This is a genomic window from Bradyrhizobium sp. 154 (genome assembly GCF_023073875.1).
Classification (GTDB): domain Bacteria; phylum Pseudomonadota; class Alphaproteobacteria; order Rhizobiales; family Xanthobacteraceae; genus Bradyrhizobium.
Genome location: NZ_JADPKG010000113.1, coordinates 203,862 through 230,229, shown reverse-complemented (window position 1 = coordinate 230,229; position 26,368 = coordinate 203,862). Strand labels below are relative to the sequence as shown.

Sequence of the window (26,368 nt, the reverse complement as noted above, 5' to 3'; positions counted from 1 at the left end):
ACACGCGGCCTTGGCTTTGTTGTTGGCCTCAACGTGCTCACGCGCATTCGCTGGTTTTCATCATCGGATCGGTCGCGACCTCAGGGAAAACGGACGGTTTTGCGCCGCAAAGGGCGGGATTCGGGAGCAGCGCCTTCCAAGCAGTTTACGCCTTTGCCTGCAAGGCGGCCACCAGGCCCGGCACAAACTTGTTGACCCAGAACATCTTCTTGCTGCCCTTGACAACCACGACGTCGCCTGCCTTCAGCAGGCTCGCAACCTCGTCCGGCTTCAGCGTGGCGGGATCGTCGTGCCAGCCGAGGCCCTTGCCTGATGGCAGCACGTCGAAGAGGTGGCGCATCAAGGGGCCGACACAATAGACGCCATCGATACCTTCGAGATGCTTGGCAAGGCCGGTGTGGTAGGTTGGCGCGTCAGCGCCCAGCTCCAGCATGTCGCCGAGCACCGCAATGCGACGGCCGCCGGTCACGTTGCGCGCCTGCAAGCTTTGCAGCGCAGCTGCGATGCTGGCCGGATTGCCGTTGAAACTGTCGTCGATCACGGTGATACCGCCGACCGCCTGCTCGACGCCGCGGCCGGTCATGATGCCGACCCGATCGAGCTTGATCGCGAGCGTCGCCGCATCGAGGTTCGCTGCGCGGATCGCGGCGAGCGCGGCCAACGCATTCTGCACGCGGTGCGGCGCGCCCGGCGTCAGGCTGAAGGCGATCTCCTTCTTGCCGAGCCTGGCCACGACCTGCCAGCTCTCGCCGTGCGGGGCGTGCGCGACTTCATGCACCTCGGCATGCTCACCAAAGCGCACCACCTTGCCCTTCCATTCCGGCGCCTTGATCCCGGCGGGCAACACCAGCACGCCGTCCTCGGGCAGGCCACGTACAATCGACACCTTTTCGCGCGTGATGGCTTCGAGCGAGCCGAGCTTTTCCAGATGCACCGGCTGGACATTGACGACGAGCGCGACCGTCGGCCGGGTCAACTCGCTGAGCCGCGCGATCTCGCCGGGCTGGTTCATGCCCATCTCGACGACCCACACGCTGGCATCTAGCCTCGCATTGCACAGCGTCAGCGGCACGCCCCAGAAATTGTTGAAGCTCGAGGGGCTGGCATAGGCGTTGGGATAAGCGGCCAGAAACTCCTTGGTGCTGGTCTTGCCGGCGCTGCCGGTCAGCCCGATCACCGCACCACGAAAGCGCGTGCGTGCGGCGCGCGCGAGGCCCCAGAGGCCGTCGATCAATGTGTCCTTCACGACGATCTGGGGAATGCGGATGCCCGCGATCTCGTGCGGCACGATCATCGCGACCGCTCCGGAAGCTTCCGCCTTGTCCGCGAACTCCCAGCCGTCACGCGCGCTGGCGAAGGCGGAGACGAAGCCGCCGCTCGGTGTTCCGCTCAGCGCGACGAACAGGCTGCCCGGCTTCACCAGGCGGCTGTCCTGGGTGACGAAATCGATCGGCGTATCCGGGAACGATCCGCCGACGCCCAGCGCACGCGCCACCTCGGCAACCGTCCATATCGGCGCGCTCATGCAACCCTCGATGCTAATGCGGCGGCGACCGCCTCGTGATCACTGAAGGGCAGCACCTCGCCACCGACGATCTGTCCGGTCTCGTGGCCCTTGCCGGCGATGAGCAGCGCGTCGCCCTCCTGCAAGTCCTCGATCGCCGCGCGGATCGCAGCAGTGCGGTCGCCGATTTCGCGGGCGCCCTTCGCGGTGGCGAGGATCGCCGCGCGGATCGCTTCCGGCTTCTCGCTGCGCGGATTGTCATCGGTGATGATGATGCCGTCGGCGTTCTCGGCCGCGATTTCGCCCATGATCGGCCGCTTGCCGGCATCGCGATCGCCACCGGCGCCGAACACGACGACCAGCTTGCGCCTGGCGTAGGGACGGAGCGCCTGCAAAGCTTTCGCCAGCGCATCGGGCTTGTGCGCATAGTCGACGAAGATCGGTGCGCCGTTGCGCTCGCCGACCCGTTCGAGACGTCCCTTGGCGCCTTCGAGATGTTCGAGGCTCGCGAACACATCGGCTGCATCGCTGCCTGTGCCGATGGCAAGGCCGGCCGACACCAGCGCGTTCTCGATCTGGAACTCGCCGACCAGCGGGAGACGGACCGCGTAACACTTGCCGCGATGCTCGATCGCGAGCGCTTGCGAAAAGCCCTCGACCTCGGCGCCGGCGAGACGAATGCCCTCGCTTGCCCCGTCCCCATTGCGGCCGACCGCCATCACGCGCAGGCCGCGCGCCTTCGCTGCGTCGAGGACGTCCGCCGAGCAATCATGATCGGCCGAGATCACAGCCGCGCCGTCAGGGGCGACCAGCTCGCGGAACAGCCTGAGCTTGGCCGCAAGGTAATGCGCGACGGTCGGATGGTAATCCATGTGGTCGCGCGAGAGATTGGTGAAGCCGGCGGCCGAGACGCGCACGCCGTCGAGGCGGTACTGGTCGAGCCCGTGCGAGGACGCCTCGAAGGCGAGATGCGTGACGCCGTCGCGCGCGATGTCGTCGATCTGCCGGTGCAGCGCGATCGGATCCGGCGTCGTCAGCGAGCCGTAGACGGTGTGCTTGGGCGAGACGAGACCGATGGTGCCGATGCTGGCGGAGGCATGCCCCAGCCGCTCCCAGATCTGGCGCGTGAACGCCGCAACCGAGGTCTTGCCGCTGGTACCGGTGACCGCGGCAATCGTCGAAGGCTGCGCAGGGAAGAATTTTGCCGCCGCCAGCGCCAGCGCACGACGGGGGTTGGCGACCGTCACGAACGGCACCTTGCGGCCATCAGGCGCATGATCGCCGACGACGGCCGCCGCGCCGGCCGCGACCGCAGCATCGACGAAGCGCGCACCGTCCGTCTTGCTGCCCGCAAGGGCGAAGAAGAGATCGCCCGGCCTGACCTGCCGGCTGTCGAGGGCAAGGCCGGTCACATCGAGCGCCGCGGCAGCGGGCTCAATTACGACATCATTGCCTAGCAGTTCGCGCAGCTTCATGGTCTTCCAGCCGACACGCCGTGCCGGAAAGCCGAATCTTCGGAAAAGCCCGACTCAGCAGCGGCAATGGCCTACCCGGTTGATTACTGGGTTGTTCTGGATGCTGCAAGAATAAGGCGGTCCGCAGGCGGCAGATCGAACCGGGGCTCGACGCCCAGAAGCGGCGCGATCCGCTCGATCACCTTGCCGCCGGTCGGCACCGCGTTCCAGCCCGAGGTGATGAAACCCTTCGTTTCAGGAATGGCCTGCGGCTCGTCGAGCATGATCAGGACGTGATATTTCGGATCGTCGCAGGGCAGGATGGCGGTGAACGAGTTGAGCACACGCTTCTTGGCGTAGCGGCCGTTGATGACCTTCTCGGACGTGCCGGTCTTGCCGCCGACGTAATAGCCCTTGATGTCGGCGGTCTTGGCGGTACCGATCTCGGCATTGAGCCGCATCAGATACCGCATCTTGTCGCTGGTGTCCTGCTTGATCACGCGCTTGGCCAGCGCCGCCGCTTCGGCTTCGCTGCGCTTCATGAAGGTCGGCGGAATGAGGTAACCGCCGTTCACCAATGCATTGATGCCCATCACCGCCTGGAGCGGCGCCACCGAGAGGCCCTGGCCGAACGCAGCCGTGACCGTGTTCAGCTCACTCCAGCGGCGCGGGATCAGCGGCGCCGCGCTCTCCGGCAGCTCGGTACGCAGCCGCGTCAACTGGCCCATCTTGGCGAGAAACGCCTTATGCGCCTCGACGCCCTGGTTAAGCGCGATCCGTGCCGCGCCGATGTTGGACGAATAGGTGAACACTTCCTTGGTGTTGATGAAGCGCCCGAGCGGGTGGCTGTCGTGGATGGTGAACTTGCCGTAGTGCAGGTTCCCGCGCGCATCCCACGACGAGTTCAGATTGATCTTGCCGGAATCGAGCGCCATCGCCAGCGTGAACGCCTTGAAGGTCGAGCCCATCTCGTAGACGCCGGTGGTCAGGCGATTGATGCGGTCGGGGTCGTGCGCTTCCTTCGGATTGTTGGGATCGAAGTCCGGCAGGGACACCATCGCCACGATCTCGCCGGTCTTGACGTTGGAGACGATACCGGAGGCGGCCTTGGCGTGAAACTTGTCCTTGGCCTTCAACAGTTCGTCGCGGAGCGCATGCTCGACGCGCAGATCGACCGAGAGCTCGATCGGCTTTTGCAGCCGGTCGGTGGCAAAGCCGGCGCGGTGGAGATCGGCGAGCCCCTGGTTGTCGAGCCACTTCTCGAGACCAGCGATGCCCTGGTTATCGATATTGACGAGACCGATCAGGTGGGCGACCTCGTTGCCGGTCGGGTAGACGCGCTTGTTCTCGCGCAGGAAGCCGATGCCGGGAATGCCGAGCTTGTGGATGTCCTGCTGCTGCTTCGGCGTGACCTCGCGTTTGAGCCAAACGAAGCCCTTGCGCGTCTTCAGGCGCTCGCGCACCTCGGCCTCGTCAAGATCGGGGATGGTGGCGGTCAGAAGCTCGATCGCCTCGTCCTTGTCGATGATGCGGCGCGGCTCGCCGAACAGGCTCGCCGCCTTGACGTCGGTTGCCAGGATCGCGCCGTTACGGTCGACGATGTCGGGCCGCGCGGTTGCGACCACCTCCTGCGCCGCGGCGCGGCGGGCACCGTGAGCGTCGGCCCCGATCGCGAACATCACGAGGCGGCCGCCGATCAGGGCGTAGACCGAGGCGAAGGCGAGCATCGCCAGGCCAACGCGCGCGCGCGCCTTCGCGGCGCGATCGACGTTGCGCCCGTAGAGCAGGCTGCGGATCAGCCGCTGCCGCCAGGGCTCGGTGGGCTTTTCTGTGGGTTTTGCCGGGATCGGAGCGCTCATTGATTGTCCTCCGGCTGAGGCACGGAGCCCGTCACAGTGTCGGGATCGCTCGCGGCTTCGATAGTATTGAGCATCGCTCCGATCGGGTCGGGCTCGCCCGGCCTGAACATCCGCGGCGGGCGCTCCGGCAGGTTCTTCAGCGAGTCATATTGCGTGCCGTTGACCGGCTTCAGCGATAGATGCCGGTCGGACAGTCCTTGCAGGCGCAGGGGCGCATCGAGCTTGGCCCATTCAGCGCGCAGCGAGGCGATCGCATCGCGCTGCTCCCGGATCTCCGCATGCAGGCGCAGCACCTTCTCGGTGCGCGCGGTGGAGTCCATCTTGATCCGGTAGACATGGGCTGCCGCGAAGATCAGCGCGCCGATGACGAGGAGGTGGATGAAGCGCATGCGCTAGCCGCCCCTCATGACGTCGGAGAGTCTTGGCCAGGACGATGGCTCGCCATCATGATGCGCGGGCGCCGAGGTACGCTCGGCGGCGCGCAGCTTTGCGGAGCGCGCACGTGGATTGAGCGCAACTTCGTCCTCACCGGCGACGATCGGCCGCCGCGTCAGCAGCTGGAAGCTCGGCGCGGCTTGCGCCACCTCTGGCAGATGCCGCGAACCGCCGCCGCTCTTGGAACGTGAGGCGAGAAAATTCTTGACGATGCGGTCTTCCAGCGAATGGAACGAGACCACGACGAGGCGGCCGCCGGGCTCGAGCACGCGCTCGGCCGCAGCGAGCGCCGTCTGAAGTTCCTCCAGCTCTTCGTTGACGAAGATGCGCAGCGCCTGGAACGTCCGCGTCGCCGGGTGAATGTCCCCGGGCTTCGAGCGCACGACCCTGCCGACGAGATCAGCGAGTGCGCGCGTGGTCGTGAACGGCGTCTCCTGCCGGTCTGCCACGATGGCGCGGGCGATGCGCCGCGAATGCCGCTCTTCGCCGAAGAGATAGATGATGTCGGCTAGATCGCCTTCGGAAGCGCGGGCGACGACGTCTGCCGCGGTCGGCCCCGTCTGCCCCATCCGCATGTCGAGCGGTCCGTCGAGACGGAAGGAGAAGCCGCGGCCGGCCTGATCGAGCTGCATCGAGGACACGCCGACATCCATCACGACTCCGTCGATCGCCTCGACGCCCTGCCCCGCGCAGACTTCGGCGAGGTTCGAGAAGCGATCTTCGACCAGCGTGAGCCGGCCCGCGGAGCGTTCGACGAGTTCGGCACCGCCAGCGATCGCAGTGCGGTCACGGTCAATGGCAATGAGCCGGGTTCCCGGCACGTCGAGAATGGCACGGCTGTAGCCGCCGGCGCCGAAGGTGGCGTCGACATAGATGCCGCCCGCGCGCGGGGCGAGATGGTCAACGGCCTCGCGGCCGAGAACGGGAATGTGCGGAGCCGAGCTCATGCGCCACGCCTGCCGAACACCCAGCCCGGCGTCGATGCCAGATTGGGGACGAAGCAGCCCATGACGCCTCGAATGATTCTGCGTCGCGGCGGTTCCACGACAAAGCCCTCGTCTAGCACGGTTCCCAAGCCCGGCTGTCCCGGGCCGCAAACCCAGTGTTCCCAGTGGAATTTGTCGGGCAGCCATGGGATTTCGAGCCAAAATACGCTTTGGCCGCCTCCGGACGCGGGTCGGCTCTTCATCTCTGAGTAACGGCCCTTAGCGTTAAGAAAGCGTTGATCGGCTCGCGACAAGTCGAAAAGGTGACGCCGTGGTGATGCTTCATCCACACACATGCGCCAAAATGCATCCGTTAACCGCGCCGCGCGATTGCGCGCGGCCGAAGGGTAAAGGAATAGTAAAGAGAAGGGCTTGGCCCACACTCTCGTCCAACTCGAGCTGTTCATGCCGTCCGGTTCGTCCACGCCGTCTGGAGCTGATTCGAAGCGTCAACGCGTTCTCCCGGTTCCCAAAGCCGCGGCGGGCATGCGAACGTTCGATCCCGATTCCTCGATCGTCTCCGACATCATCCCCTCGCCGAACCATGGCGAGCGCGCCAAGGGACGGCAGCCCGACATGATCGTGCTGCACTACACCGGCATGCCCGATGTCGAGGGCGCGCTGGCGCGGCTGTGCACGGCGGGGACCGACGTGTCGGCGCACTACGTCGTGCTGGAGGACGGCCGCATCGTGCAATGCGTGCCCGAGGCCAGGCGCGCCTGGCACGCCGGCGTCTCGTCCTGGGCCGGCGAGGATGACATCAACTCCTGCTCGATCGGCATCGAGATCATCAATCGCGGCCATGACTGGGGCTATCCGGAGTATCCGCTGCGCCAGATCGCCGCCGTGATCGCGCTATGCCGCGGCATCATGCTCCGCCGCAAGGTGCCGCCGCACCGGGTGCTTGGCCATTCCGACGTCGCACCCGCGCGCAAGAAGGATCCCGGCGAAAAATTTCCGTGGCATTCGCTGGCCAATTCCGGCGTTGGCCATTGGGTGACGCCCGCCCCGGTCGTGCGCGGCGAGAGCCTGATGCTTGGCACCATCAGCGACGCCGTGCTGAGCATGCAGCAGGCGCTCGCCCGGTACGGCTATGGCGTGCCGCTGACCGGCAAATACGACGCCGCGACAATGGAAGTCGTCACCGCCTTCCAGCGCCACTTCCGCCCGGCGCGGCTGGATGGTATCGCCGATCATTCGACGCTGTCGACATTGCAGGCGCTGCTGGCGAGCTTGCCCGCGGAAGGGACGGCGGTCGCGTCGAAGTGATGGCATAGCCGTCATTCCGGGGCGCACGACGTGCGGACCCAAAATCTCGAGATTCCGGGTTCGATGCTTCGCATCGCCCCGGAACGACGGTGCTAGTTACCCATCTCCTTGATCCTTCGCGCGTACAGCCGCCGCAGCGGCTCCAGCTGCGTCGCCTCCGTCGCCGCGCGATAAGCTTCGCGCGCCTCGTCCTTGCGGCCAAGCCGCCGCAACAGATCCGCGCGTACGGCGGGCAACAGCTCGTAGCCAGCGAGCCCGCCGCGGGCGGTGATCGCATCGACGAGAGCGAGCGCACGTGAAGGACCATCGACCATCGACACCGCCGCGGCATGGTTCAGCTCGATCACCGGTGACGGGTTGACGCGCAGCAGGACCTCATAGAGCCCCGCAATCTGCGGCCAATCGGTCTGCGCAAAGCTGGTCGCGCGAGCATGCAACGCCGCGATCGCGGCTTGCACGGCATAGGGATGCGGCCGGCCCGGCACGCGCAGGGCGTCATCCACCAACCGCAGGCCTACCTCGATCTGCGCGCGGTCCCACAGCCCGCGATCCTGCTCTTCGAGCAGCACAATATCGCCGGCCGCTGTCTCGCGCCCGGCGCGGCGCGCGTCGTGCAGCAGCATCAAGGCCAGCACGCCCTTCGTGCCGGCGCGATCGGGCATCAACCGGTCCAGCAGGCGGCCAAGCCGGATGGCCTCGGCGGCGAAATTGGGCCGCATCAGGTCCGCACCCGACGTCGCGACGTAGCCTTCGGTGAAGACGAGATAGATCACGGCGAGCACGCCGTCGAGCCGCAGCGCCAGCGCGTCGCGCTCGGGCACTTCGTAAGGAATACCGGCAAGGCGGATCTTCTGCTTGGCGCGAACGAGCCGCTGCGCCATTGCCTCCTCGCTGACGAGAAAGGCGCGCGCGACCTGCGCGGTGGAGAGCCCGCAGACGGTGCGTAGCGTCAGCGCAACCTGGACTTCGGCTGCGAACGCGGGATGGCAGCAGGTGAAGATCAACCTGAGCATGTCGTCGTCGAGCATGGCCGGCGGCTCGTCAGGCGCTTGCGCATTCAGCTCGAGCTCATGCACCAGCGCTTGCTGCTTGCCGCGAAAGACGGCCTGACGGCGAATGCGGTCGATCGCCTTGTTGCGCGCGACATTGACCAGCCAGGCGCGCGGATTGTCGGGGATCTCGCATGCCGGCCAGCGTTCCAGCGCGACGGCAAAGGCATCCTGGAGCGCATCCTCAGCGAGATCGAAATCGCCGACGAGGCGGATCAGCGTGGCCAGCGCCCGCCCCGCCTCGTCACGAAAGATGGCTTCGATCTCGGAAGGGGTCATGCGATCACCACCTCCAACGTCATTGCGGGGCGTTGCGCCAGCGACGAGCCCGGAATCCATAATCCGGATCGTGGTCATGGATTCCGGGCCTGCGCCTTGCGGCGCATCCCGGAACGACGAGGGTGCGATCATTCACTTGTCATAGTCCCAGATCGGCCGCACCTCGATCGATCCGATGCGCGCGGAGGGAATCCGCGCCGCAATCTCGATCGCGGCATTCAAATCCTTGGCTTCGACCAGATAGTAACCGCCGAGCTGCTCGCGCGTCTCCGCGAACGGGCCGTCAGTCGTCAGCGTTTTGCCATCGCGCACGCGCACGGTCGTCGCCGTCGTCGTCGGCTGCAAGCGGTCGCCGGCCTTGAAGTTGCCGCTCTGGATGATGGATTGCGTGAAGGCCTGATATTCCGCCAGCATCTTCTGGCTGGTCGCCGCATCGTTCTTGGCGTACTCGACCTCGTTCTGGTAGATCATCAGCAGATACTGCATTGCTTTACTCCTGTGGTTCGGCTGTGTTGCCGACATCCAGTCGAACGGGGCACGCACCAAACGACATCTTCAGGATAAATTATTTGAAGCCCGCACGCGCGGCGATATCGGCTTGACGGAACCGTCACAAATGCTCCATGCGTAAGCCGTCAGTCGGCCGGACGGCCGCTCCGGCAGGGGCCGAAAGGCCGCCGGGGAGGAAAGTCCGGGCTCCCTTGACATGCGGTGCCGGATAACGTCCGGCGGGGGTAACCCCAGGGAAAGTGCCACAGAGAACGAACCGCCCGCCTTCGCCCCTTCGGGGCTTCGGCGAGGTAAGGGTGAAAAGGTGCGGTAAGAGCGCACCGCGGATCCGGCAACGGAGCCGGCATGGCAAACCCCACCGGGAGCAAAACCGAATAGGGACGGCACAGCGGGCCGTTCGCGCAAGCGATAACGCCGCGGGGCAATGTCAGGCCCGCCGTCCGGGTAGGTTGCTCGAGGCCATGTGCAAACATGACCCCAGAGGAATGGCCGTCACGTACCGTTCGCGCAAGCGGGCGGTGCCTTACAGAACCCGGCTTACAGGCCGGCTGATATCTTGCAACGAGGGGTTCGGCGTGAATGCGCCGAGCCCCTCACCATTTTAGAGGTGTCATTCCGGGGCGATGCGCAGCATCGAGCCCGGAATCCATCGGGCAGCAAATTCAGGCGATCGATGGATTCCGGGCTCTCGCTTCGCGAGCCCCGGAATGACGAAGACACTAACCGACGATCTCTTGCAACACCGCCATCAGCGCCTCCGGTGCAGTCACATTCGGCGCGTGGCTGGCGTCGAGCTCGACATAGCGCCAGCCATCCTCGCTCTTGGTACGCCTCGCAAACTGCCCGAATACATCGCCGGGCGGAATGCGCGTGCAATAAATGTAGCTGCGCGGCACTGTCGCATCGCCGTGCGCGAGCTTCAGCCGCGCCTCGAAGCACTTGATCGGCATTGGGACGCGGCGCGCATTGAGCCAGTCGAGATCGGCCTGCGGCGTGTCAGGCGGCGGTGGGTTTGGCGGGATGCGGTAGCCGTCACCGCCGGCGGCCGCCCTTCGCATCGGCTCGCGCCCGCCTTCGTTGAGGTCGAACAGCGACTGGCCGTCACGGGGCACGAAGGCATCGAGATAGATCAATTGTGTCACGCGCTCGCGTGCGCGGTCGGCGACGCCGGTGGCGACCATGCCGCCATAGCTGTGGCCGAGCAGAACGATGTCGCTGAGGTCCTCGAAAGCGATGACGTTAAGGATGTCCTGGATATGCGTGTCGAGATCGATCGAACGACTTGCCAGATGCGCGCGCTCGCCGAGACCCGTGTAGGTCGGCGCGACCAGCCGGTGGCCGGCCTGCGCCATCAGCGGGTGCATGTTCTTCCAGGCCCAGCCACCGGACCATGCGCCATGACAGAGCAGAAAAGTCTTCGAGCGTGCGGACATCGGCGTTTCCATCGTTCTTGTTTGTCCGACGGAGTGTAACGGCCGAACGCGCGATGTAAAACGCTGCGGCCGCTTTAGGCCCCGCGCGTGTCCGCCCTCACCAACACCGGTGCAAGCGCATTGCCTTCGCGCCGCAGCTTCTTCGCCTCGAAACCGTGCATGCCGAGTTGCCATTGCAGCCCGACGATGGCCCCCTTGGTCGGTTGCAGTAATGCGAGCGACGCGAACAGCGTCACCGGCAGCCACACCGCGAGTTGCAGCCACTCCGGCGGCGCATAGGCGGTCTCAACCGCAAGGATCGCCGGCACCACGAGATGACCGACCACGACCATCACGAGATAGGCCGGAAAGTCGTCTGCGCGCTGGTGCAACAGCTCCTCGCCGCAATGATCGCAAGCGTCAGCCACTTTCAGGAAGCGGCCGAACATGTGCCCTTCCCCGCAATTCGGACATTTGCCGGTGAAACCGCGCCACATCGCCTTCGCCAGAGAGACCGTCGCCATGACCACACCTCTTCCTTTTCCACGATCCATACAATAATGTATTGCATCCATACATTCAAAGGATATGGAGCCAAATTGCATGGATTGGACCCCGACAATCTCCGAGCTTTCCGGCCCGCGCTACCAGCGTATCGTCGAGGCCATGGAGGCCGACATCGCCGCGGGCCGACTGGTGCGCGGCCAGCAATTGCCGACACAGCGCGCGCTCGCAAAAGCGCTCGGCATCGACCTCACCACGGTGACGCGCGCCTACACCGAGGCGCGGCGCCGCGGCATCATGGAGGCCCGGGTCGGACAGGGCTCGTTCGTGTCGGAGACCAGCGCGCGCCGCGCGGTCGACCTGCCCCACCCAGTCGCGATCGACCTCTCGATGAACGTGCCGCCACAGCCGCTGGAGGCACAGCTCGACGAGCGCATCATCGCCGGAATGGGAGCCATCCGCGCGCAATCGGGCCTGACGGCGCATCTCAACTACCAGCCGCCCGGCGGCAGCGCACATGAGCGCGAGGTTGCGGCACGCTGGATGCGCGCCCGCGTTGCGCATGCGCATGCCGACAAGCTCGTGATCTTTCCCGGCGCGCAGACGATCCTGTTCAACCTGCTCAGCCATCTCGCACGGCCCGGCGACATCGTTCTGACCGAAGCGCTCACCTTTCCCGGCATCAAGGCCGCCGCGGCGCGGCTTGGTATCAAGCTCGTCGGCGTCGCCATGGATGACGGCGGGATCCTGCCCGACGCGCTGGCAGACGCTTGCCGCACCCACAGGCCGAAAGCCGTCTATCTCATTCCGACGCTGCACAATCCGACCACGGCGACGCTATCCCCCGAGCGGCGCAGCGCGATCGCAAAGATCATCTGCGATGCCGGTACGACACTGATCGAGGACGACGCCTACGGGCTGCTCGACCGTTCGGCATCGCCGATCGCGAACCTCATTCCCGAACGGACCTATCTCGCCACCACGCTGTCAAAATGCATCGCGCCGGCGCTTCGCGTCGCCTATCTGCTGACGCCCGACAACGATGCACAGCAGACGATGCGCAGCCATTTGCAGGCCACCGTGCAGATGCCGGCACCGCTGATGGTGGCGCTGGTGACGCATTGGATCGAGACCGGCATTGCCGATCGCATCATCGCCGCCATCCGCAACGAAGCGGTTGGCCGCCAGCAGCTCGCGCAGCGCGCGCTGAAAGGATTTCAGTTCCTGGCCAGGCCCGCCGCCCATCATCTCTGGCTGAGGCTGCCGGAGGGCCGGTCCGATGTCGCGGGGCATCTCTTGCGGAATGGACTCGCACTGGTCGCCGGCGAAGCCTTCACCGTCGATGGGATGCCGCCGCATGCGGCGCGAGTCTCGCTGGGCGCAGCGCGCAACAGGGCGGAATTGACCGAGGCGCTGCGCATCCTGGTCAGCGCGCTGCACAAGCCGGCCGACACCAGGCAGATCGTCTAGCGAAAACCTATCGATGCTGACGGCGATGGCGCGCGCGAAGCGCAGGCACAGCGGGTGACGGATAGGCCTGCGATGCATAGGCGTCGCGCGGGATGCCCTGCTGGCCGAGCGCGGCGCGCGCTGCCGGCGTGAGCTGTCCGCCATTCAGCACGTCGCGGTCGGGATGGGCGGCCTGATAGGCCGCAGGTTCGGAAAGCTGCGCCTGCGCTATTGTCGGCATCAAGGCCGCCGCCGACATCAGCGCGGCCGCAACGGCAATGTTCATGCGGGTCACCGTCATTCTCCATCATCTTGTGCGGGACTGACCGAACGGAGCGCACGATGGCGTCGGACGGGCCGCAGGATTGAAGTACTGAAGTACGACCGTCATGTAGGCGTGTCTTTCGCGAAAGCCCGAACCCCGTAGATCACGCTTGCGTGCAGCACGGATTGACCGGCACGGCAGCAAGCGTGCTATGCGGGCGCTGGTGATCAACAGTTCGGGATCGCCATTGCAACAAGGATGATCCGTTGGAAACGCTCACCTACGTCCTGCTGTTGTTCGGCGCGCTGGCCGGCGGCTTCGTCTCGGGACTGGCCGGCTTCGGCACGGCGCTGATGGCGCTCGGCATCTGGCTCTACGTCCTGCCGCCATCGCTTGCGGTGCCGTTGGTGCTGATCTGCTCGGTAATCGCCCAGACCTCGACGCTGCCGTCGATGTGGAAGAGTTTTGACCTCTCGCTGGTCTGGCCGTTCCTGATCGGCGGGCTGGTCGGCGTGCCGCTGGGAACGATGATGGTCGCCTCGGCCGACCCAAAAGTTTTCAAGCTGAGCGTCGGTGTGCTGCTTCTGATCTTCTCGAGCGCGCTGTATCTGAACAAGAGGTCGCTCGCGATCAAATTCGGCGGCAGGATCGCAGACGGCGCGATCGGCTTTGCCGGCGGCATTCTTGGCGGCCTCGCCGGATTGTCGGGGCCGCTGCCGATCCTGTGGGCCAACATCCGCGGCTGGAACAAGCACGAGCGGCGCGGCATCTTCCAGCTCTTCAATTTCACGGTGCTCGCGACCGCGCTGGCGTTGCAGACCGCGTCGGGCCTCGTCGCTTTCAAGGTGGTCTGGCTCGCGCTGGTCGCCTTTCCGGGCACGCTGATCGGCGCATGGGCCGGCGCACGCGTCTATCACGCGTTGAGCGACAAGCATTTTGGCGATGTCGTGCTCGGCCTTCTGTTCCTGTCCGGCCTCGGCCTCGTCTCGAACAGTGTTGGTGCATATTAGCCCCACGGCGCCGCAAATTATCCGGCGCCGCTGGGGAGGTGACTGCCGCTACGCAGGCGCACGCGCGGGAGGTGCAAGAGAGTCAGCTTCGACCTGCCCAGGAGCCCCGACCTGCCGGAGCGGCGCCAGGCGCCTTTCGAACTCGCGGCGTAACAACCACAAGCTCAGCGCAGCCTGGAGCGTCGTCGCTGCGATCGACAAGTACCACACGTGCTCCATGCGGAAGCCGGGCCGCGTTGACAGCCAGATTGCCGGCAAGGAATAGGTGAACACGCGCGTCGCCGAGCTCAAGAGCACCGGCTTGGTATTGCCGAGGCCCTGGAACATGCTCGAGCAGGTGAAGATCAGGCCGTGCGCCACCATGTTGAGCGAGATGATCCGCAGGAACAGGAAGGCGATCTCCATCGTCTCCCGGTCGTTGGAGATCCGGCGAGCAGCAACTCCGGCTTCGCTTGCGCAAGGATCATGAAGCCGATCATCACGGCTGTGGTGATTAGCGCCGCCTTGACGAAGGTCTCCCGCACGCGCGCGCCGTTTGCGGCGCCGACGTTCTGGCCGGCGATCGGCCCGGCCGCGAGTGCGACCGCAAGCGCCGGCATCTGGATCAGGCCGAGCACCCGCTGCCCGATGCCGAATCCCGCCTGCGCCGCCGCACCGAAATCGCGCAGCACGTAATAGACCACGGCCATGAAGATGAACATCATCGCGAACTCGCCGCCGGCCGGCAGACCGACATTGAGAATGCGCTTCAAATGGCGCGGCTGCGGGCGCCACTGCGCCGCGTTGAACGCGACGTAGCGCTCGACCTGGCGGAAGTACGCGAGCAGCATCAGAACGCCGATCGCTACCGCGATCGAGCTCGCCAGCCCGGCGCCGGCAACGCCGAGCGGATAGCCCGTGCCCCAGCCTGCGATCAGCACCGGCGCCAGCGCGATGTTGATGACCACCGCGAGCGCCTGCACCAGCATGGCGGGACGGACAATGCCGGTCGCGCGCAGCGCAGACGCCATCACCTGAGTGGCAAACTGCAGCGCGAGCGCGGGCATGAACCACAATAGATAGATGGTCCCCGCCTCGATCGTGGGCTGATCCGCGGCGATCGAACGCATGTAGAGACGCGACAAAGCTGCGCCCGCGGCCAGGGTCAGCAGGCCGAACAGCACCGACAGCGCGATCGCCTGGTTGAAGATCAGATTGGCATCCTGCCGATCCTTGCGTCCCACGGCGTGCGCGATCAGCGCCACCGTGCCGACGCCGAGCACCTGCATCAACGCGTTGACGAGAAATCCGGCATTGCCGGCCGTGGCGACACCCGCGACGGCAGCATCGCCCAATCCCGAGACGAAGTAGAGATCGACCAGCTGGCAGACCATAATCGTGATCATGCCCACCATGATCGGCGGTGCCATGGCCAGGATGTGTCTCACGATGGGGCCGTTCGTCAGGTCTTTCATGTCATTCACCTCCGGCGGCGTGGCGTCGGGACTTCGCCCCGCCGCCGCGCGCCTCATTCCGCTGCTGCGATACGTCCGAGCTCCACCACCTGCCGTTCGAACAGGCCGCGATAGATGCCCCCTCGCTTGCCCGCGAGCACGGCATGCGTGCCCTGCTCGACAATCTCGCCGCGATCGAACACCAGGATGCGATCGAGGCTCTTCACGGTGGACAGCCGGTGCGCAATCACGATCGAGGTGCGGCCTTTCATCAGCCGCTCCATCGCCTCTTGGATCAGCGCCTCCGACTCCGAATCGAGGCTCGAGGTCGCCTCGTCCAGGATCAGCACCGGCGCATCCGCCAGGAAGGCGCGCGCCAGCGCCACGCGCTGCCGCTCGCCGCCCGACAACTTCACGCCGCGCTCGCCGACCAGCGTGCCGTAGCCCTTGGGCAGGCGCAGAATGAAGTCGTGCGCGTTCGCAAGCCGCGCCGCCTGCTCGATCGCCTCCAGGCTGGCGCCCGGCCGGCCATAGGCGATGTTTTCGGCGAGCGAGCGGTGGAACAGGATCGGCTCCTGCTGCACGATCGCGATCTGGCTGCGCAGCGATTGCTGCGTGGCGCGCGCGATGTCCTGCCCGTCGATCAGCACGCAGCCACTGGTGACGTCGTAAAGCCGCTGCACCAGCTTGACGAAGGTCGTCTTGCCGGAGCCGGAGCGGCCGACGAGGCCGACACGCTCGCCGGCGCGGATCGTCACCGACAGCCCGTCATAGAGCGGCGCGCGGTGGCCGCCATAATGGAACGTGACGTCGTCGAACACGATCTCGCCGCCCTCGATCGCGATCGGACGCGCATCGGAAGCATCCGCAATGCCGATCGGCTCGTCGTGGATCGCCACCAGCTCGTCCATGTCGTTGACCGAGCGCTGGAGATTGTTTATGTGCATGCCGACGTCGCGCAAATAAGCGTGGATGACGTAATAGCTCGTCAGCACATACGTGACGTCGCCGGGCGAGGCATGACCTGACATCCACAGCAGCACCGAGCCGCCGATCACGGAGGCGCGCAGGCACAGCAGCAAGGAAAGCTGCGACATCGCCGTGTAATTGTAGCGAAACCAGGTCCGCCGCACGCGCACGCGCCAACGGTTGATGACGCGCGCGAGCCGCGCATCCTCGCGCGCTTCGGCACCGAACGACTTCACCACGGCGTTGCAGGTCAGCGCGTCCGCCAGCGTGCCTCCGACCTTGGTGTCCCAGGCATTGGAGACGCGGGCTGCCGGCGCGATGTAGCGGGTCGAGAACACCACCGTGATGGTGACGTAGACGACCGCCCCGAGCGCGATCACCAGGCCGAGCGAGGCCCAGTGCACGCCGAGCAGGACCATCGACCCGATCAGCACGACCAGCGAAGGCAGAAGCGCGAGCAGAATGGTGTCGTTGAGCAGGTCGAGCGCCCACATGCCGCGGGTGATCTTGCGCACCGTGGAGCCGGCAAAGGAGTTCGCGTGCCAGTCGGTCGAGAAGCGCTGCACGCGCGTGAACGCGTCCTGCGCGACGTCGGACATGGTCGTCAGCGTGAACGGCACGATCGCCTGGAGGCCGACGAGCCGCAACACCATCGAGGCCGCGCCCAGCGCCACGATGGCGCCGAACGCCGTGAGCGCCGCGTGGCGCGCGTCCGGGTCGGACGGGCCGCGCGTCAGCGCATCGACCAGATGCCCTGAGAACACCGGCATGAACAGGTCGGCGAGAGTCGCGCCCAAGACGCCGCCGGCCACAACGAGGCCGCGCCCCGGCTGCTTCAGCCAGTGGCGGAACACGAAGGGCAGCACCACGCGAATTGCGGCGGGCTTTTTAGACAGAGCGGTCATGACATCATCCGGCCGCACGCGCGGGCCGGCTCCATCGATGGACACAGACCGGCCACGAGGGCCGAGACGGCGTCACTCAAAACTGACTTTGACTTGGGAAGCGGAGCGATCGGGGCGCTTGGTCGAAACCTTGGCCCAATCGAAGCTGGCGGAAAGGGCCTCTACGAGGCCAAGCACATACCGAGCCAGAACATCGAGCGCGGGCGTGCGATCTGCGAATGCGTCGAAGTCATGCAAATCCCTCCCGGCTCGATTGAATGAGGTGCGCTTTATAGATGTGTCGCAAGCGCTTTGCAACGGGGCTCGCGCGAGATCACGCACGAGTGTTGCAATTTGGTACGCGACGCCGTCCGCATCGCTGGTTGCGCGCTGCCACCCCAATCTTCGCCGTCATGCCCCGGCTTGACGGGGCATCCAGTACGCCGCGGCGAATGTGGTGCGAGAGCGAGCTCTGCAACCGCCTGCCTCTGGAATACTGGATCGTCCGGTCCCGGCTCCGCCAACGGCTTCGCCGGGCATTCGGTGTTGGGCCGGCGAAGCTTCAGCGAAGACGGCAAGCCGGCGATGACACCGAACACGCGGAGTTGCGTCAATGGCGCGTCGCCGCCGGCACCAAACGGCGAAGGCGGCTTCTTCAGCAGCGCGACCAGGAGGCTGAGCGCGAGATAGAACAGCGTCAGCACGAAGAAGGCGTCGCCAAAGCTCATCACCACGGCCTGGCGATGAACCAGCTGGGAGAGCTGCTTCATGGCCATCAGCGTGGCATCGCCAAGCCCCTGAAACTTCTGCATGAACATGGTCAGCGTTTCGGTCGCGGTCGCATTGCCCCACGTCACGCGCTCCTGGAGGCGGGTGATGTGGAGGTCGGTGCGATCGTTGAGTACGGTGTTGATGACGGCGAGGCCGAGCGCGCCGCCGAGATTGCGCATCAGGTTGAACACGCCGCTCGCGTTCTTCACCTTCTCGGGTGCCAGCGTACCGAGGGCGACGTTGTTGGTCGGCACCATCGCGAACATCATGCCGATGCCGCGCAGGATCTGCGGCACCAGTAGTTCATAGAAATCATAGTCTCGCGTCATCCAGGTCATCTGGTAGGAGCCGAGCGCGAACACGACAAGACCGAACGCGATCATGTAGCGCATGTCGACCTTCGCCATGAGCCGGCCGACCAGCGGCGCGACCAGGAACATGGTGATGCCGGAGACGAACATGGTGTCGCCGATCATCAACGCGCTGTAGCCGCGCACTTCGGCGAGATAGCGCGGATAGATATAGGTCAGGCCATAGAGCCCGATCCCGATGCAGAACTGCAGCGTGCAGCCGACGGCGAAATTGCGGTCCGAGAAGGTGCGCAAGTTCACGATCGGCTCGGCCGCGGTGAAGACGCGCCAGAAGAAGGCGATTCCCGAGATTGCACAGATCCAGGCGCAGATCGCGACCGAGGTGTCCTGCATCCATTCATATTGCGGCCCCTCCTCCAGCACATATTCGAGCGTGCCGAGAAAGCCGGCCATGAACAACAGGCCCCACCAGTCGAAGCGGTCGAGCAGTTCGAGATGCGGCTCGTCGAAATCGACCAGCGCCAGCACGCCGACGGTGATGCCGATGCCAGGCAGAACGTTGATGTAGAACAGCCAGTGCCAGGACATCGCGTCGGTGATGTAGCCGCCGACCGTCGGCCCGATCGTGGGTGCGAGGGTCGCAACAAGCCCGATGATGGGGCCGACGATGTGGAATTTCGAGCGCGGAAACACGGTATAGGCCGAGGCGAATACCGTCGGGATCATGCCGGCGCCGAGGAATCCCTGGAGCGCGCGCCAAAGGATCATCTCCTCGATGGTGCTGGCAAAGCCGCAGAGCAGGCTCGAGGCGGTGAAGCCGGCCGCCGAGATCGCGAACAACAGCCGCGTGCCAAAGGCGCGCGACAGGAATCCCGAGAGCGGAATGGCGATGACCTCGGCTATCAGATAGGCGGTCTGGACCCAGGAGACTTCGCTGGAGCTCGCCGACAATCCGGCCTGAATCTCACTCAAGGAGGCCGAGACGATCTGGATGTCCAGGATCGACATGAACATCCCGAACACCATGATGATGAAGGCAAACAGCCGCTTCGGCGCGATCCGCTCGGAAGCCGGGGCCGCCATCATGGCAGGTGAAGCAGTGGTGGTGTCGGCCATTCTCTTACCCGGCTCGCGCGAGAGTGCGCGGTCCACCTCTCCCCATCGGGGAGAGGTCGATTTGCGCAGCAAATCGGGTGAGGGGCCGCAGCTCCCACGAGAGAGCGTAAGCCCTCACCCGGATCGCATCTTGCGATGCGATCCGACCTCTCCCTTCGGGAGAGGTGAAGGACGAAGCGGCGCTCGTCTTGAACATGATTCGCCTACCGGCACTACTGCGGGTGAACCGCGATGGGATCGTCGAGATCGACCTCGCTGTCGGCGTCGGCGGCACCCTTGTTGGTGTCGACGGTCGCGTAGACCGACATACCGGCGCGGAGCAGGTTCTGCTTCGCCACCGATTTCGGCACGCGGATGCGCACCGGCACGCGCTGCACGATCTTGGTGAAGTTGCCGGTGGCATTGTCAGGCGGCAGCAGCGTGAACACCGAGCCCGCGCCCGCCGCGATGCTATCGACGACGCCGGAGAACTTGCGCATGCCATAGGCATCGACCTTGATCGTCACCGGCTGGCCGGGGCGAATGCGCTTGAGTTGCGTTTCCTTGAAATTGGCGTCGATATAAACGTCGTCGAGCGGCACGATGTTGCCGAGGCGCTGGCCGACCGCGACGAAGTCGCCCGTATTGACCAGGCGATTCGAGAACGTGCCGTTGACCGGCGCGCGCACCGCGGTGAATCCGAGATCGCGCTCAGCCTTGGCGAGCGTGGTCTTGAGCTCGGCGAGCTGCGCCTGCGCCTCGGCCTGCTGCGCCTTGGCGACGTCGACATTGCTGACCGCGACGTCGTAGGCGGCCTGCGCGGCCTTGACCGCGGCCGCGCCCTGGTCGCGTCCGGCTTCCGAGCTCTCGAAGGTGGCGCGCGAGGCAAAGCCCTTGCTGCTCAGCGCCTGCTGGCGCTCATAGTCGAGATCGGCACGCTTGAGGCCCGCTTCAGCCGAGACGAGCTGCGCCTTTGCTTGCGCGACCTGGCTATCGAGTGCTGCGACCTGACGGCTGATGCGGTCAATCGTGGCCTGCTGGGTCGCGATCTTGGTCGCGGCGGCATCGACTGCGATCTTGTAGTCGCCGTCGTCGATGCGGAAGACGACGTCGCCCGCGCGCACCGGCGAGTTGTCGCCGGCCAGGACCGCGGAGATGTGACCGGCGACGCGCGCACCGAGCATGGTGTTGTTGGCACGGACATAGGCATCGTCGGTGGAGATGTAGAAGCGGCCGACCAGCGTGTAGTAACCGGCATAGCTCGCGACCGCGAGCGCCAGCAGCAAGCCAACCCCCATCAGGACGAATTTGCGTTTGCCGGATTTGGGCGCGGCGGCAGCAGCGCTATGGGCAGGGGCAGCCCTGTCGGTCGCGGGCTTCTCGGCCACCTCGACGCTGCGGTGCTCGTTTTCCTCGACCACATGAGAGCGCAATTTCTCAGCCAGGACGGCGGATTTCTCGGGCGCAGCGTCACCGCTCACCTGCTCCGGCGTCGTCTCCACCGCTTCCTGGCGAAGGACGCGCGCAGCCTGGTCTCTCGATACGGCCATAAAGGCCTCCCCAAAAGCGCGAGCAGGGATGGCCGCCACGGCACGCCCCTTTTTCGCTCGTCCTAAATACCTTGACCGAACGGTTCGGTCAATCTACATAATATTCCCGGTGTCATCTTAATAGCCCGAATCCTTTATTCGGGTTTCATAGCCCCAGACGCGGATCCAAAAACCTTCCGAGACCCTAAACCAATGGTTGTAGCTGCCAGCGAACGTCTTCACATCGTCCCGGAGGAGGACAGCTCCAAGCGACGTCAAATCCTGGACGGTGCTCGCAAAGTGTTCATGGCTCTCGGTTTCGACGGCGCCAGCATGGGCGAGATCGCGCGCGCGGCACAGGTTTCCAAGGGCACGCTCTACGTCTATTTCGCCGACAAATCCGCGCTGTTCGAAGCCATTCTCGAAGAGGAGGCGCTCCAGCACGGCCAGGTCGTGTTCAATTTCGATCCCGCGCGCGATGCCGAGACCACGCTAAAGGATTTCGGCCAGGCCTATATCCATTTACTCTGCCGGCCCGGCGGCGGATCGGCAATCCGCACCGTGATGGCAATCGCCGAGCGCATGCCCGACGTCGGCCGCCGTTACTATGCGCGGGTGCTGGACAAGACCATCCACCGGTTGTCCGATTATCTCAAAGCCCATGTCGCTTCCGGCGATCTCGATATCGACGATTGCGATCTTGCCGCCTCGCAATTCATGGAACTGTGCAAGGCCTCGCTGTTCCTGCCGTTCGTCTTCCAGGCTGCTCCCGCACCGTCGCAAGAGCGCATGACCGAAGTCGTCGATAGCGCGACGCGGATGTTCCTCGCGACGTATCGGGCGAAGTAACCGCAAGCGGGCTACGCGTTGCGCAGGCGCGTCGCGGGCGGTTATATTTGCGTCCATGCCTCGTGATCTTCGCCCCCCTGTCGATATTCTCCATTATGAGATCGTCCAGGAGCAGGCCTCGGCGCTTGGACGAATGGGCCGCGCGCTGGAACAGAGCCTCACGCGTTTGCGCGAGTTCGACGCCGCCCACGCGGCCTCGGGGGTACCGGCCTCACTGCAACCGGCCAGACGTAGGCTGGTGCATGAAGCCGGCCATGCGCTGTGGATGTTCGTAGTGCAACGCGAGGCGTCCGGTCTTCGCGACAGCCGCCACATCATGCGAACCTACAACGTCCCTGGCGAGGTGCAGCGGTGCATGGGCCTCCCGCCGTCGAAGCCGGTCTCGAAATGACTTGCTGGCGGGCTACGACCCCATCGTAGCCACGGGTTTTGCGCAAGCCTCAATCGTCGGCGTACTCGTCTTCTTCGCGCTTGTGCGCGGCGCTCTTGCGGCCGAGCGAACCAGTCACGGAAGGATCGCGTGCATTCGCATAGGGGCTGCGTGACTGCGCACGCGCGGCGACCTCATCGCCGGAGACGGCGGCGGGCTGGCAGATCAGGCGACGGCTGGCGCGGCGCATCAGATCGACGTGGATGTGATCGTAATGATAGACGTTGGAGCCGGGCGCGAGCACCGTCGTGAAATGCGCGCAGGCACCGGACTGCACGTCGCGCAAAAATCCCTGCTCTTCCGGCATGCCGCGCCAGCCGTCCTTCACAGTGACGCGGCGGCCGTCGGCGAGCACGAAGGCGGAAATATCGAGCGCATTGCCGAAGGCGTGCTCGGAAATGTGGGCGCGCGAGTTGCCGTTCATGCCACGGCAGGAATAGGCGGAGATCTGCTTGATCTCGGCGACGCGGACGCCGAACCAGCGCATGGCCGAGGGCTGCACGGTGTCGGCGAGCCAGCGGTCGAGCTCGGACACGATCGGACAGGCCAGCGTCGCGGTCGGCTTGATCGCAACGGGACCAACGGCGGTAACGGGATTGCCCTGCGCCGGGCCAAGACGCGGCAGCGGCTGCTGCGCGGGCGGTTGCCCGTAGGGTGCCGCACCGGCCGGCCGCGCCGGATAGCTCGGCGCGTTCATGTAGCGCGCGGCCCCCGCGGCATCGGTGCCCTCGGGCGGCAGATCGATCTCGTCTTCCTGCGGCACCACGCCGGGCGCGTTCAGCGACATCGGTCCGGTTGAAGTGCCATAGCCGGAAGGCTGCTGCAGTGCGCTCTCCGGATAGTTCGATCGCGGCGGGTGGGAGGGTGCCGGATAATTCTGGCTCTGCGGATAGTTCGATCGCGGCTGCGTGACCGGCCAGCGCGGCTGGTTGCCGATGCTCACCGGCGGACGCAGCTCCTCGTCGGCAAAGCCATAGCTGCTGGAGGCTTCGCCGATGGCGGCGACCTTCAGCGGAAATTCGGCGCCACATTGGCCAGGGCCGGAGATCGGATCGATGCGGACGATGTCCGCACTCTCCTTGACCGCTCCCGATTTCAGGCACGCCGCTTCCGCCTCGGCCCGCCACGGTTCGCGTTCGGCCTGGAAGAAGCCGCGTCCGCAACCCGCAAGCGAAACAAGGACGAAGGAGCCGACGAGATACAAACGAACTCCGCGCGTCATGAACGCACGTTCGGTGAATTTACTTAAAGACTCTTCAACGTGTCGTTTCAGCCTTCTTTAACCATGCCGGCCCGCGTGCGCCGAAATGCTGCCAGACTGAGCGACAGGACGACTGACTTTTTCGGAAGGAGACTCTCTGTTAACCATAAAGCTCGCGCAACGCGGCGCGACAGCGGGAGCGATCTCATGACGTTCGCCGGCAGACTAAGCATTATCACCGCGTACCTCGCCATGGCCTTCGTCGGCGCCATCGTGCTCGGCATCATATAGGGCCGCGCTCCATCTCATGGATCGTTACCGACATTAGGCCAAGATAGCCGAATGTGCGCCGGCTCACGCAGGCGACGGCCAGATGTAGTGATGTCCATCACGGAAGAAGGGACAGCCGGGGCGTAGGGTCGAACTACGCTCAGTCCACCAGCGACATCAGTCCATACGGGGACACGGAGGTTATCATGAACAAGCTCACCATCGCCGCCACGGCGCTCTTCCTTGCTTCGACCGCCGCCGCGCATGCCGGCAATTCGATCTCGTTCCAGATCGAAGGCCAGCACATCCGCATCGAGACGCCGCGCAATTGTACCTCGCTCAATTGCGTGACCATCGTGGCGCCGGGCCTGTCGGACAAGCCGATCAAGCTGAACAACATCAACCTCAAGGGCCTGGGCGGCTCCAAGGATGATGACGTCGACACCACGCCGGCTCCGGCGACCACGAATGCGCAGCCCGCGCCGGCTCCGGTGCAGCAGCAGCCAGTGCCACAGGCGCCGGTCCAGGCAGCTGCGCCCGCCGCAACGGACCCGACGGCTCCCGGCACCCCGTCCGCCGGCCTCGACACCACGCAGCCTGCACCTGTTGCGGCGCCTGCTCCCGTCGCCGCACCCGCTCCCGTTGCTGCTGCTCCCGCGCCGGCCTCGGCTCCGGTTGCCGCGGCGGCCGTGCCGGCACCAAACTCGCCGATCGGCGTGTGGGCGACCGAGGAGAACAAAGGCAATGTCCGTGTCGAGCAGTGCGGCGCCAATCTCTGCGGTTATGCCGTGAAGACCAACGAGCGCATCCTGATCAACATGAAGCCCGACGGCTCGAAGTGGAGCGGCCGCATCCACGATCCCAACTCTGGCCGCAATTACGACTCGACCATCGCGATGAAAGGTCCGAATGCAATGCGCGTGCAGGGCTGCGCCTTCGGCGGCATGTTCTGCGGCGGCCAGACCTGGAAGCGCGTGAGCTGACACCGAAGGTGTCATCCTCGATTGCGCAATGCCAGCTTAGCTGCTTGCGGCGTACAGCCGGGCAGCATCCAGCTTCAAGGCGGATTCCCGCTGTCGCAAGGAGCTGGCGTTACTCGCGACCGCACTAACTTGCGGATGCCGTCTCGACCAGCGTGCGGCGCGCTCACGCCTCGCCGCGCAGCCACGCCCTCACCTTCTGCAACAGGCCGTGCCGCAATTCGTCGACCGAGGCGGCTTCGGCTGGTGTCAGTGTCTGCAAGGCCGCATCGATATGATCGGCCGGCGCCGTCGGCTCGGGCGAAGGCGCAACACCGGCAGCGGCGAGCGCAATCGGACCGATCTGTGCCAGGAACGCGCGCTCATATTCGCGCGACAGCCGCGCGATTGCGTCGTCCAACGTCAGCCAGTCCACCGCCTTGATGTCGTTCATCGGTTTGCGGACCGGCCCGCCATCGGCCTCCATACGCCAGAAATGCACGACCTTGGTGCGCCCGCCCGATTGATAGCCCAGCGTGCCCAGAAATTCGTGCACCGCGATCTCGTGCCCGGTCTCTTCTAGCACCTCGCGATGCGCGGCCTCCTTCGGCGTCTCGCCGTCGTCGAGCTTACCCTTGGGCAAGACCCATTCGTTGCGCTTGCGCTGGCGCACCACGGCGATCAGCGGCGTCGAACCTCGCCGCAGCACGATACCACCCGCCGCCATCACCGGCACCCGCGCCATCACTCACATCCAGTTGTCCCCGCGGACGATATAGGCGGCGGGCGCGGCGGATTGAAGGCTACTCTCTCTTCAGCAGCGCTTGACCGGCGCGGATGCGCGTGCCCTCCGTGATGCCGTCGCAGAACGTGAAATCGCCGGGCGCCAGGATGATGATGGTCGAGCCGTGCTCGAACCAGCCGAGCTCCTCGCCTTTAATCACGTTGACGTCGCAGGGAAAATTGACGGGGCCACGGGTCTGCCCGTTCAGCACCATGTCGAGAAAGTGCAGGCGGATGCTCGCGACCAGGATGGCGGCGACCGGCACCAGCGTCACCGCCTCGCCGGTCGGCAAATGCGTGCGAATGACCGCGCGCTCGTTCTTGCAGAACAGCCGCTCGACGCGCTTCAGCGCGATGGGGTTAACGTTCCAGACGTCGCCATGGATCAGCGTGACGCGCTCGATATGCGCATCATAAGGCGCGTGGAAACGGTGATACATGCTCGAGGTCAGCCGCAGCGTGACGAAGCTTCCATTGCGGTGCTGGTCGACCAGAGCGGAATCGCCGACGAGATCGAGCAGCGAATAGGGCGCGCCTTTGACCTGAAACAGTTCGGTGTCGACGATCCGGCCATGGGCGCCAACAATGCCGTCGGAGGGGCTCGCGACCACCGCCGGGTCCGGATCGAACGGCCGCAGACCCGGCTTGAGCTCCCGGGTGAAGCAGTCATGCAGACTCTTGAAATGGGCCTTGCGCGCCTCCGACAGGTCGAGGTCGGAGAACAGCTTCCACAGCGCGATCGAGAAGTCCCGCACAAACGGGTTCTCGATCTTGGAGAACCAGCCCATGAAGCGGGTCAGGGCCGCGCGCGGGATGCGGTTGGTCAACAAGAAGTTGAGGTCTTCCTGCTGGGTGAAAGAGGCGATGAGGGCTTTGACTGTCATGAATCTGTCAGCTCG

General features: G+C 65.3%; 21 protein-coding genes, 1 other RNA gene and 2 pseudogenes. 7 read left to right on the top strand and 17 right to left on the bottom strand.

All coding sequences use genetic code 11. The features are described from left to right. Positions 1–145 precede the first annotated feature (145 nt). The 5 genes from murF to rsmH form a co-directional block, all read right to left on the bottom strand. A complete protein-coding gene (murF, locus tag IVA92_RS29365; RefSeq protein ID WP_247278462.1) occupies positions 146–1,525 on the bottom strand; it encodes a UDP-N-acetylmuramoyl-tripeptide--D-alanyl-D-alanine ligase in 1,380 nt (459 codons plus the stop codon). Then, positions 1,522–2,979: a UDP-N-acetylmuramoyl-L-alanyl-D-glutamate--2,6-diaminopimelate ligase gene (locus tag IVA92_RS29360; RefSeq protein WP_247278461.1), complete on the bottom strand. Its 1,458-nt coding sequence runs from the start codon at positions 2,977–2,979 to the stop codon at positions 1,522–1,524. The genes murF and IVA92_RS29360 overlap by 4 nt, the downstream gene beginning before the upstream one ends. A gap of 83 nt (positions 2,980–3,062) precedes the next feature. Continuing rightward, positions 3,063–4,817 (bottom strand): penicillin-binding protein 2, encoded by a 1,755-nt coding sequence (locus tag IVA92_RS29355; protein ID WP_247278460.1) that lies wholly within the window; start codon positions 4,815–4,817, stop codon positions 3,063–3,065. Beyond that, positions 4,814–5,206, bottom strand: coding sequence for a hypothetical protein (locus IVA92_RS29350; protein ID WP_247278459.1), 393 nt, complete (start codon positions 5,204–5,206; stop codon positions 4,814–4,816). The genes IVA92_RS29355 and IVA92_RS29350 overlap by 4 nt, the downstream gene beginning before the upstream one ends. Positions 5,207–5,209: 3 nt before the next feature. Then, the gene (gene rsmH, locus IVA92_RS29345; RefSeq protein WP_247278458.1) at positions 5,210–6,199 is read right to left on the bottom strand and encodes a 16S rRNA (cytosine(1402)-N(4))-methyltransferase RsmH; all 990 of its coding nucleotides are present in this window, start codon (positions 6,197–6,199) and stop codon (positions 5,210–5,212) included. A 444-nt stretch (positions 6,200–6,643) separates the two neighbouring features. Between rsmH and IVA92_RS29340 the strand changes: the two genes are divergently transcribed. Then, a complete protein-coding gene (locus IVA92_RS29340) occupies positions 6,644–7,507 on the top strand; it encodes an N-acetylmuramoyl-L-alanine amidase (protein WP_247278607.1) in 864 nt (287 codons plus the stop codon). Positions 7,508–7,599: 92 nt separating this feature from the next. On the opposite strand, the gene IVA92_RS29335 is transcribed toward IVA92_RS29340, so the two are convergent. Together IVA92_RS29335 and IVA92_RS29330 are read right to left on the bottom strand one after the other, a co-directional pair. Further along, positions 7,600–8,835: an RNA polymerase sigma factor gene (locus IVA92_RS29335; RefSeq protein ID WP_247278606.1), complete on the bottom strand. Its 1,236-nt coding sequence runs from the start codon at positions 8,833–8,835 to the stop codon at positions 7,600–7,602. A gap of 132 nt (positions 8,836–8,967) precedes the next feature. Beyond that, positions 8,968–9,321, bottom strand: coding sequence for a YciI family protein (locus IVA92_RS29330; protein WP_247278457.1), 354 nt, complete (start codon positions 9,319–9,321; stop codon positions 8,968–8,970). Between the two features lie 149 nt (positions 9,322–9,470). Here IVA92_RS29330 and rnpB point away from each other — a divergent pair. Continuing rightward, positions 9,471–9,901: RNase P RNA component class A (gene rnpB, locus IVA92_RS29325), an RNA gene on the top strand. A gap of 163 nt (positions 9,902–10,064) precedes the next feature. On the opposite strand, the gene IVA92_RS29320 is transcribed toward rnpB, so the two are convergent. After that, entirely contained in the window at positions 10,065–10,778 is a 714-nt protein-coding gene (locus IVA92_RS29320; RefSeq protein WP_247278456.1) for an alpha/beta hydrolase, read from the bottom strand. A gap of 74 nt (positions 10,779–10,852) precedes the next feature. Next, on the bottom strand, positions 10,853–11,281 hold the full coding sequence (locus tag IVA92_RS29315) for a DUF983 domain-containing protein (RefSeq protein WP_247278455.1): 429 nt from the start codon (positions 11,279–11,281) through the stop codon (positions 10,853–10,855). 79 nt (positions 11,282–11,360) lie between these two features. On the opposite strand from IVA92_RS29315, the gene IVA92_RS29310 reads away from it, so the two are divergent. Next, positions 11,361–12,731 (top strand): PLP-dependent aminotransferase family protein, encoded by a 1,371-nt coding sequence (locus tag IVA92_RS29310; RefSeq protein WP_247278454.1) that lies wholly within the window; start codon positions 11,361–11,363, stop codon positions 12,729–12,731. Positions 12,732–12,738: 7 nt separating this feature from the next. Here the strand turns inward: IVA92_RS29310 and IVA92_RS29305 are convergent, their stop codons facing one another. After that, a complete protein-coding gene (locus IVA92_RS29305) occupies positions 12,739–13,011 on the bottom strand; it encodes a hypothetical protein (protein ID WP_247278453.1) in 273 nt (90 codons plus the stop codon). Between the two features lie 230 nt (positions 13,012–13,241). Between IVA92_RS29305 and IVA92_RS29300 the strand changes: the two genes are divergently transcribed. After that, positions 13,242–13,985 (top strand): sulfite exporter TauE/SafE family protein, encoded by a 744-nt coding sequence (locus IVA92_RS29300; protein WP_247278452.1) that lies wholly within the window; start codon positions 13,242–13,244, stop codon positions 13,983–13,985. A 48-nt stretch (positions 13,986–14,033) separates the two neighbouring features. On the opposite strand, the pseudogene IVA92_RS29295 reads toward IVA92_RS29300, so the two are convergent. The 4 genes and pseudogenes from IVA92_RS29295 to IVA92_RS29280 all read right to left on the bottom strand — a co-directional run bounded on the left by IVA92_RS29295 (position 14,034) and on the right by IVA92_RS29280 (position 20,998). After that, positions 14,034–15,439: pseudogene (locus IVA92_RS29295) on the bottom strand (MATE family efflux transporter). 53 nt (positions 15,440–15,492) lie between these two features. After that, positions 15,493–17,292: an ABC transporter ATP-binding protein gene (locus tag IVA92_RS29290; RefSeq protein ID WP_247278451.1), complete on the bottom strand. Its 1,800-nt coding sequence runs from the start codon at positions 17,290–17,292 to the stop codon at positions 15,493–15,495. A 596-nt stretch (positions 17,293–17,888) separates the two neighbouring features. Next, positions 17,889–19,469, bottom strand: a pseudogene (locus IVA92_RS29285) (DHA2 family efflux MFS transporter permease subunit); the annotation flags it as partial. Between the two features lie 212 nt (positions 19,470–19,681). Further along, positions 19,682–20,998, bottom strand: a complete 1,317-nt coding sequence (locus IVA92_RS29280) for an HlyD family secretion protein (protein WP_247278450.1) — start codon at positions 20,996–20,998, stop codon at positions 19,682–19,684. Between the two features lie 192 nt (positions 20,999–21,190). Here IVA92_RS29280 and IVA92_RS29275 point away from each other — a divergent pair, with 192 nt between their 5' ends. Both IVA92_RS29275 and IVA92_RS29270 read left to right on the top strand, forming a co-directional pair. Further along, the gene (locus tag IVA92_RS29275) at positions 21,191–21,826 is read left to right on the top strand and encodes a TetR/AcrR family transcriptional regulator (protein WP_247278449.1); all 636 of its coding nucleotides are present in this window, start codon (positions 21,191–21,193) and stop codon (positions 21,824–21,826) included. A 55-nt stretch (positions 21,827–21,881) separates the two neighbouring features. Further along, positions 21,882–22,217, top strand: a complete 336-nt coding sequence (locus IVA92_RS29270; protein WP_247278448.1) for a DUF6665 family protein — start codon at positions 21,882–21,884, stop codon at positions 22,215–22,217. A 49-nt stretch (positions 22,218–22,266) separates the two neighbouring features. Here the strand turns inward: IVA92_RS29270 and IVA92_RS29265 are convergent, their stop codons facing one another. Continuing rightward, entirely contained in the window at positions 22,267–23,478 is a 1,212-nt protein-coding gene (locus IVA92_RS29265; RefSeq protein WP_247278447.1) for an extensin family protein, read from the bottom strand. Between the two features lie 455 nt (positions 23,479–23,933). Between IVA92_RS29265 and IVA92_RS29260 the strand changes: the two genes are divergently transcribed. Further along, on the top strand, positions 23,934–24,710 hold the full coding sequence (locus IVA92_RS29260) for a DUF2147 domain-containing protein (RefSeq protein WP_247278446.1): 777 nt from the start codon (positions 23,934–23,936) through the stop codon (positions 24,708–24,710). A 163-nt stretch (positions 24,711–24,873) separates the two neighbouring features. Here IVA92_RS29260 and IVA92_RS29255 read toward each other — a convergent pair whose 3' ends face one another. Then, on the bottom strand, positions 24,874–25,431 hold the full coding sequence (locus IVA92_RS29255) for an NUDIX hydrolase (RefSeq protein WP_247278445.1): 558 nt from the start codon (positions 25,429–25,431) through the stop codon (positions 24,874–24,876). 58 nt (positions 25,432–25,489) lie between these two features. Then, positions 25,490–26,353: an archaetidylserine decarboxylase gene (asd, locus tag IVA92_RS29250; RefSeq protein ID WP_247278444.1), complete on the bottom strand. Its 864-nt coding sequence runs from the start codon at positions 26,351–26,353 to the stop codon at positions 25,490–25,492. Positions 26,354–26,368 lie beyond the last annotated feature (15 nt).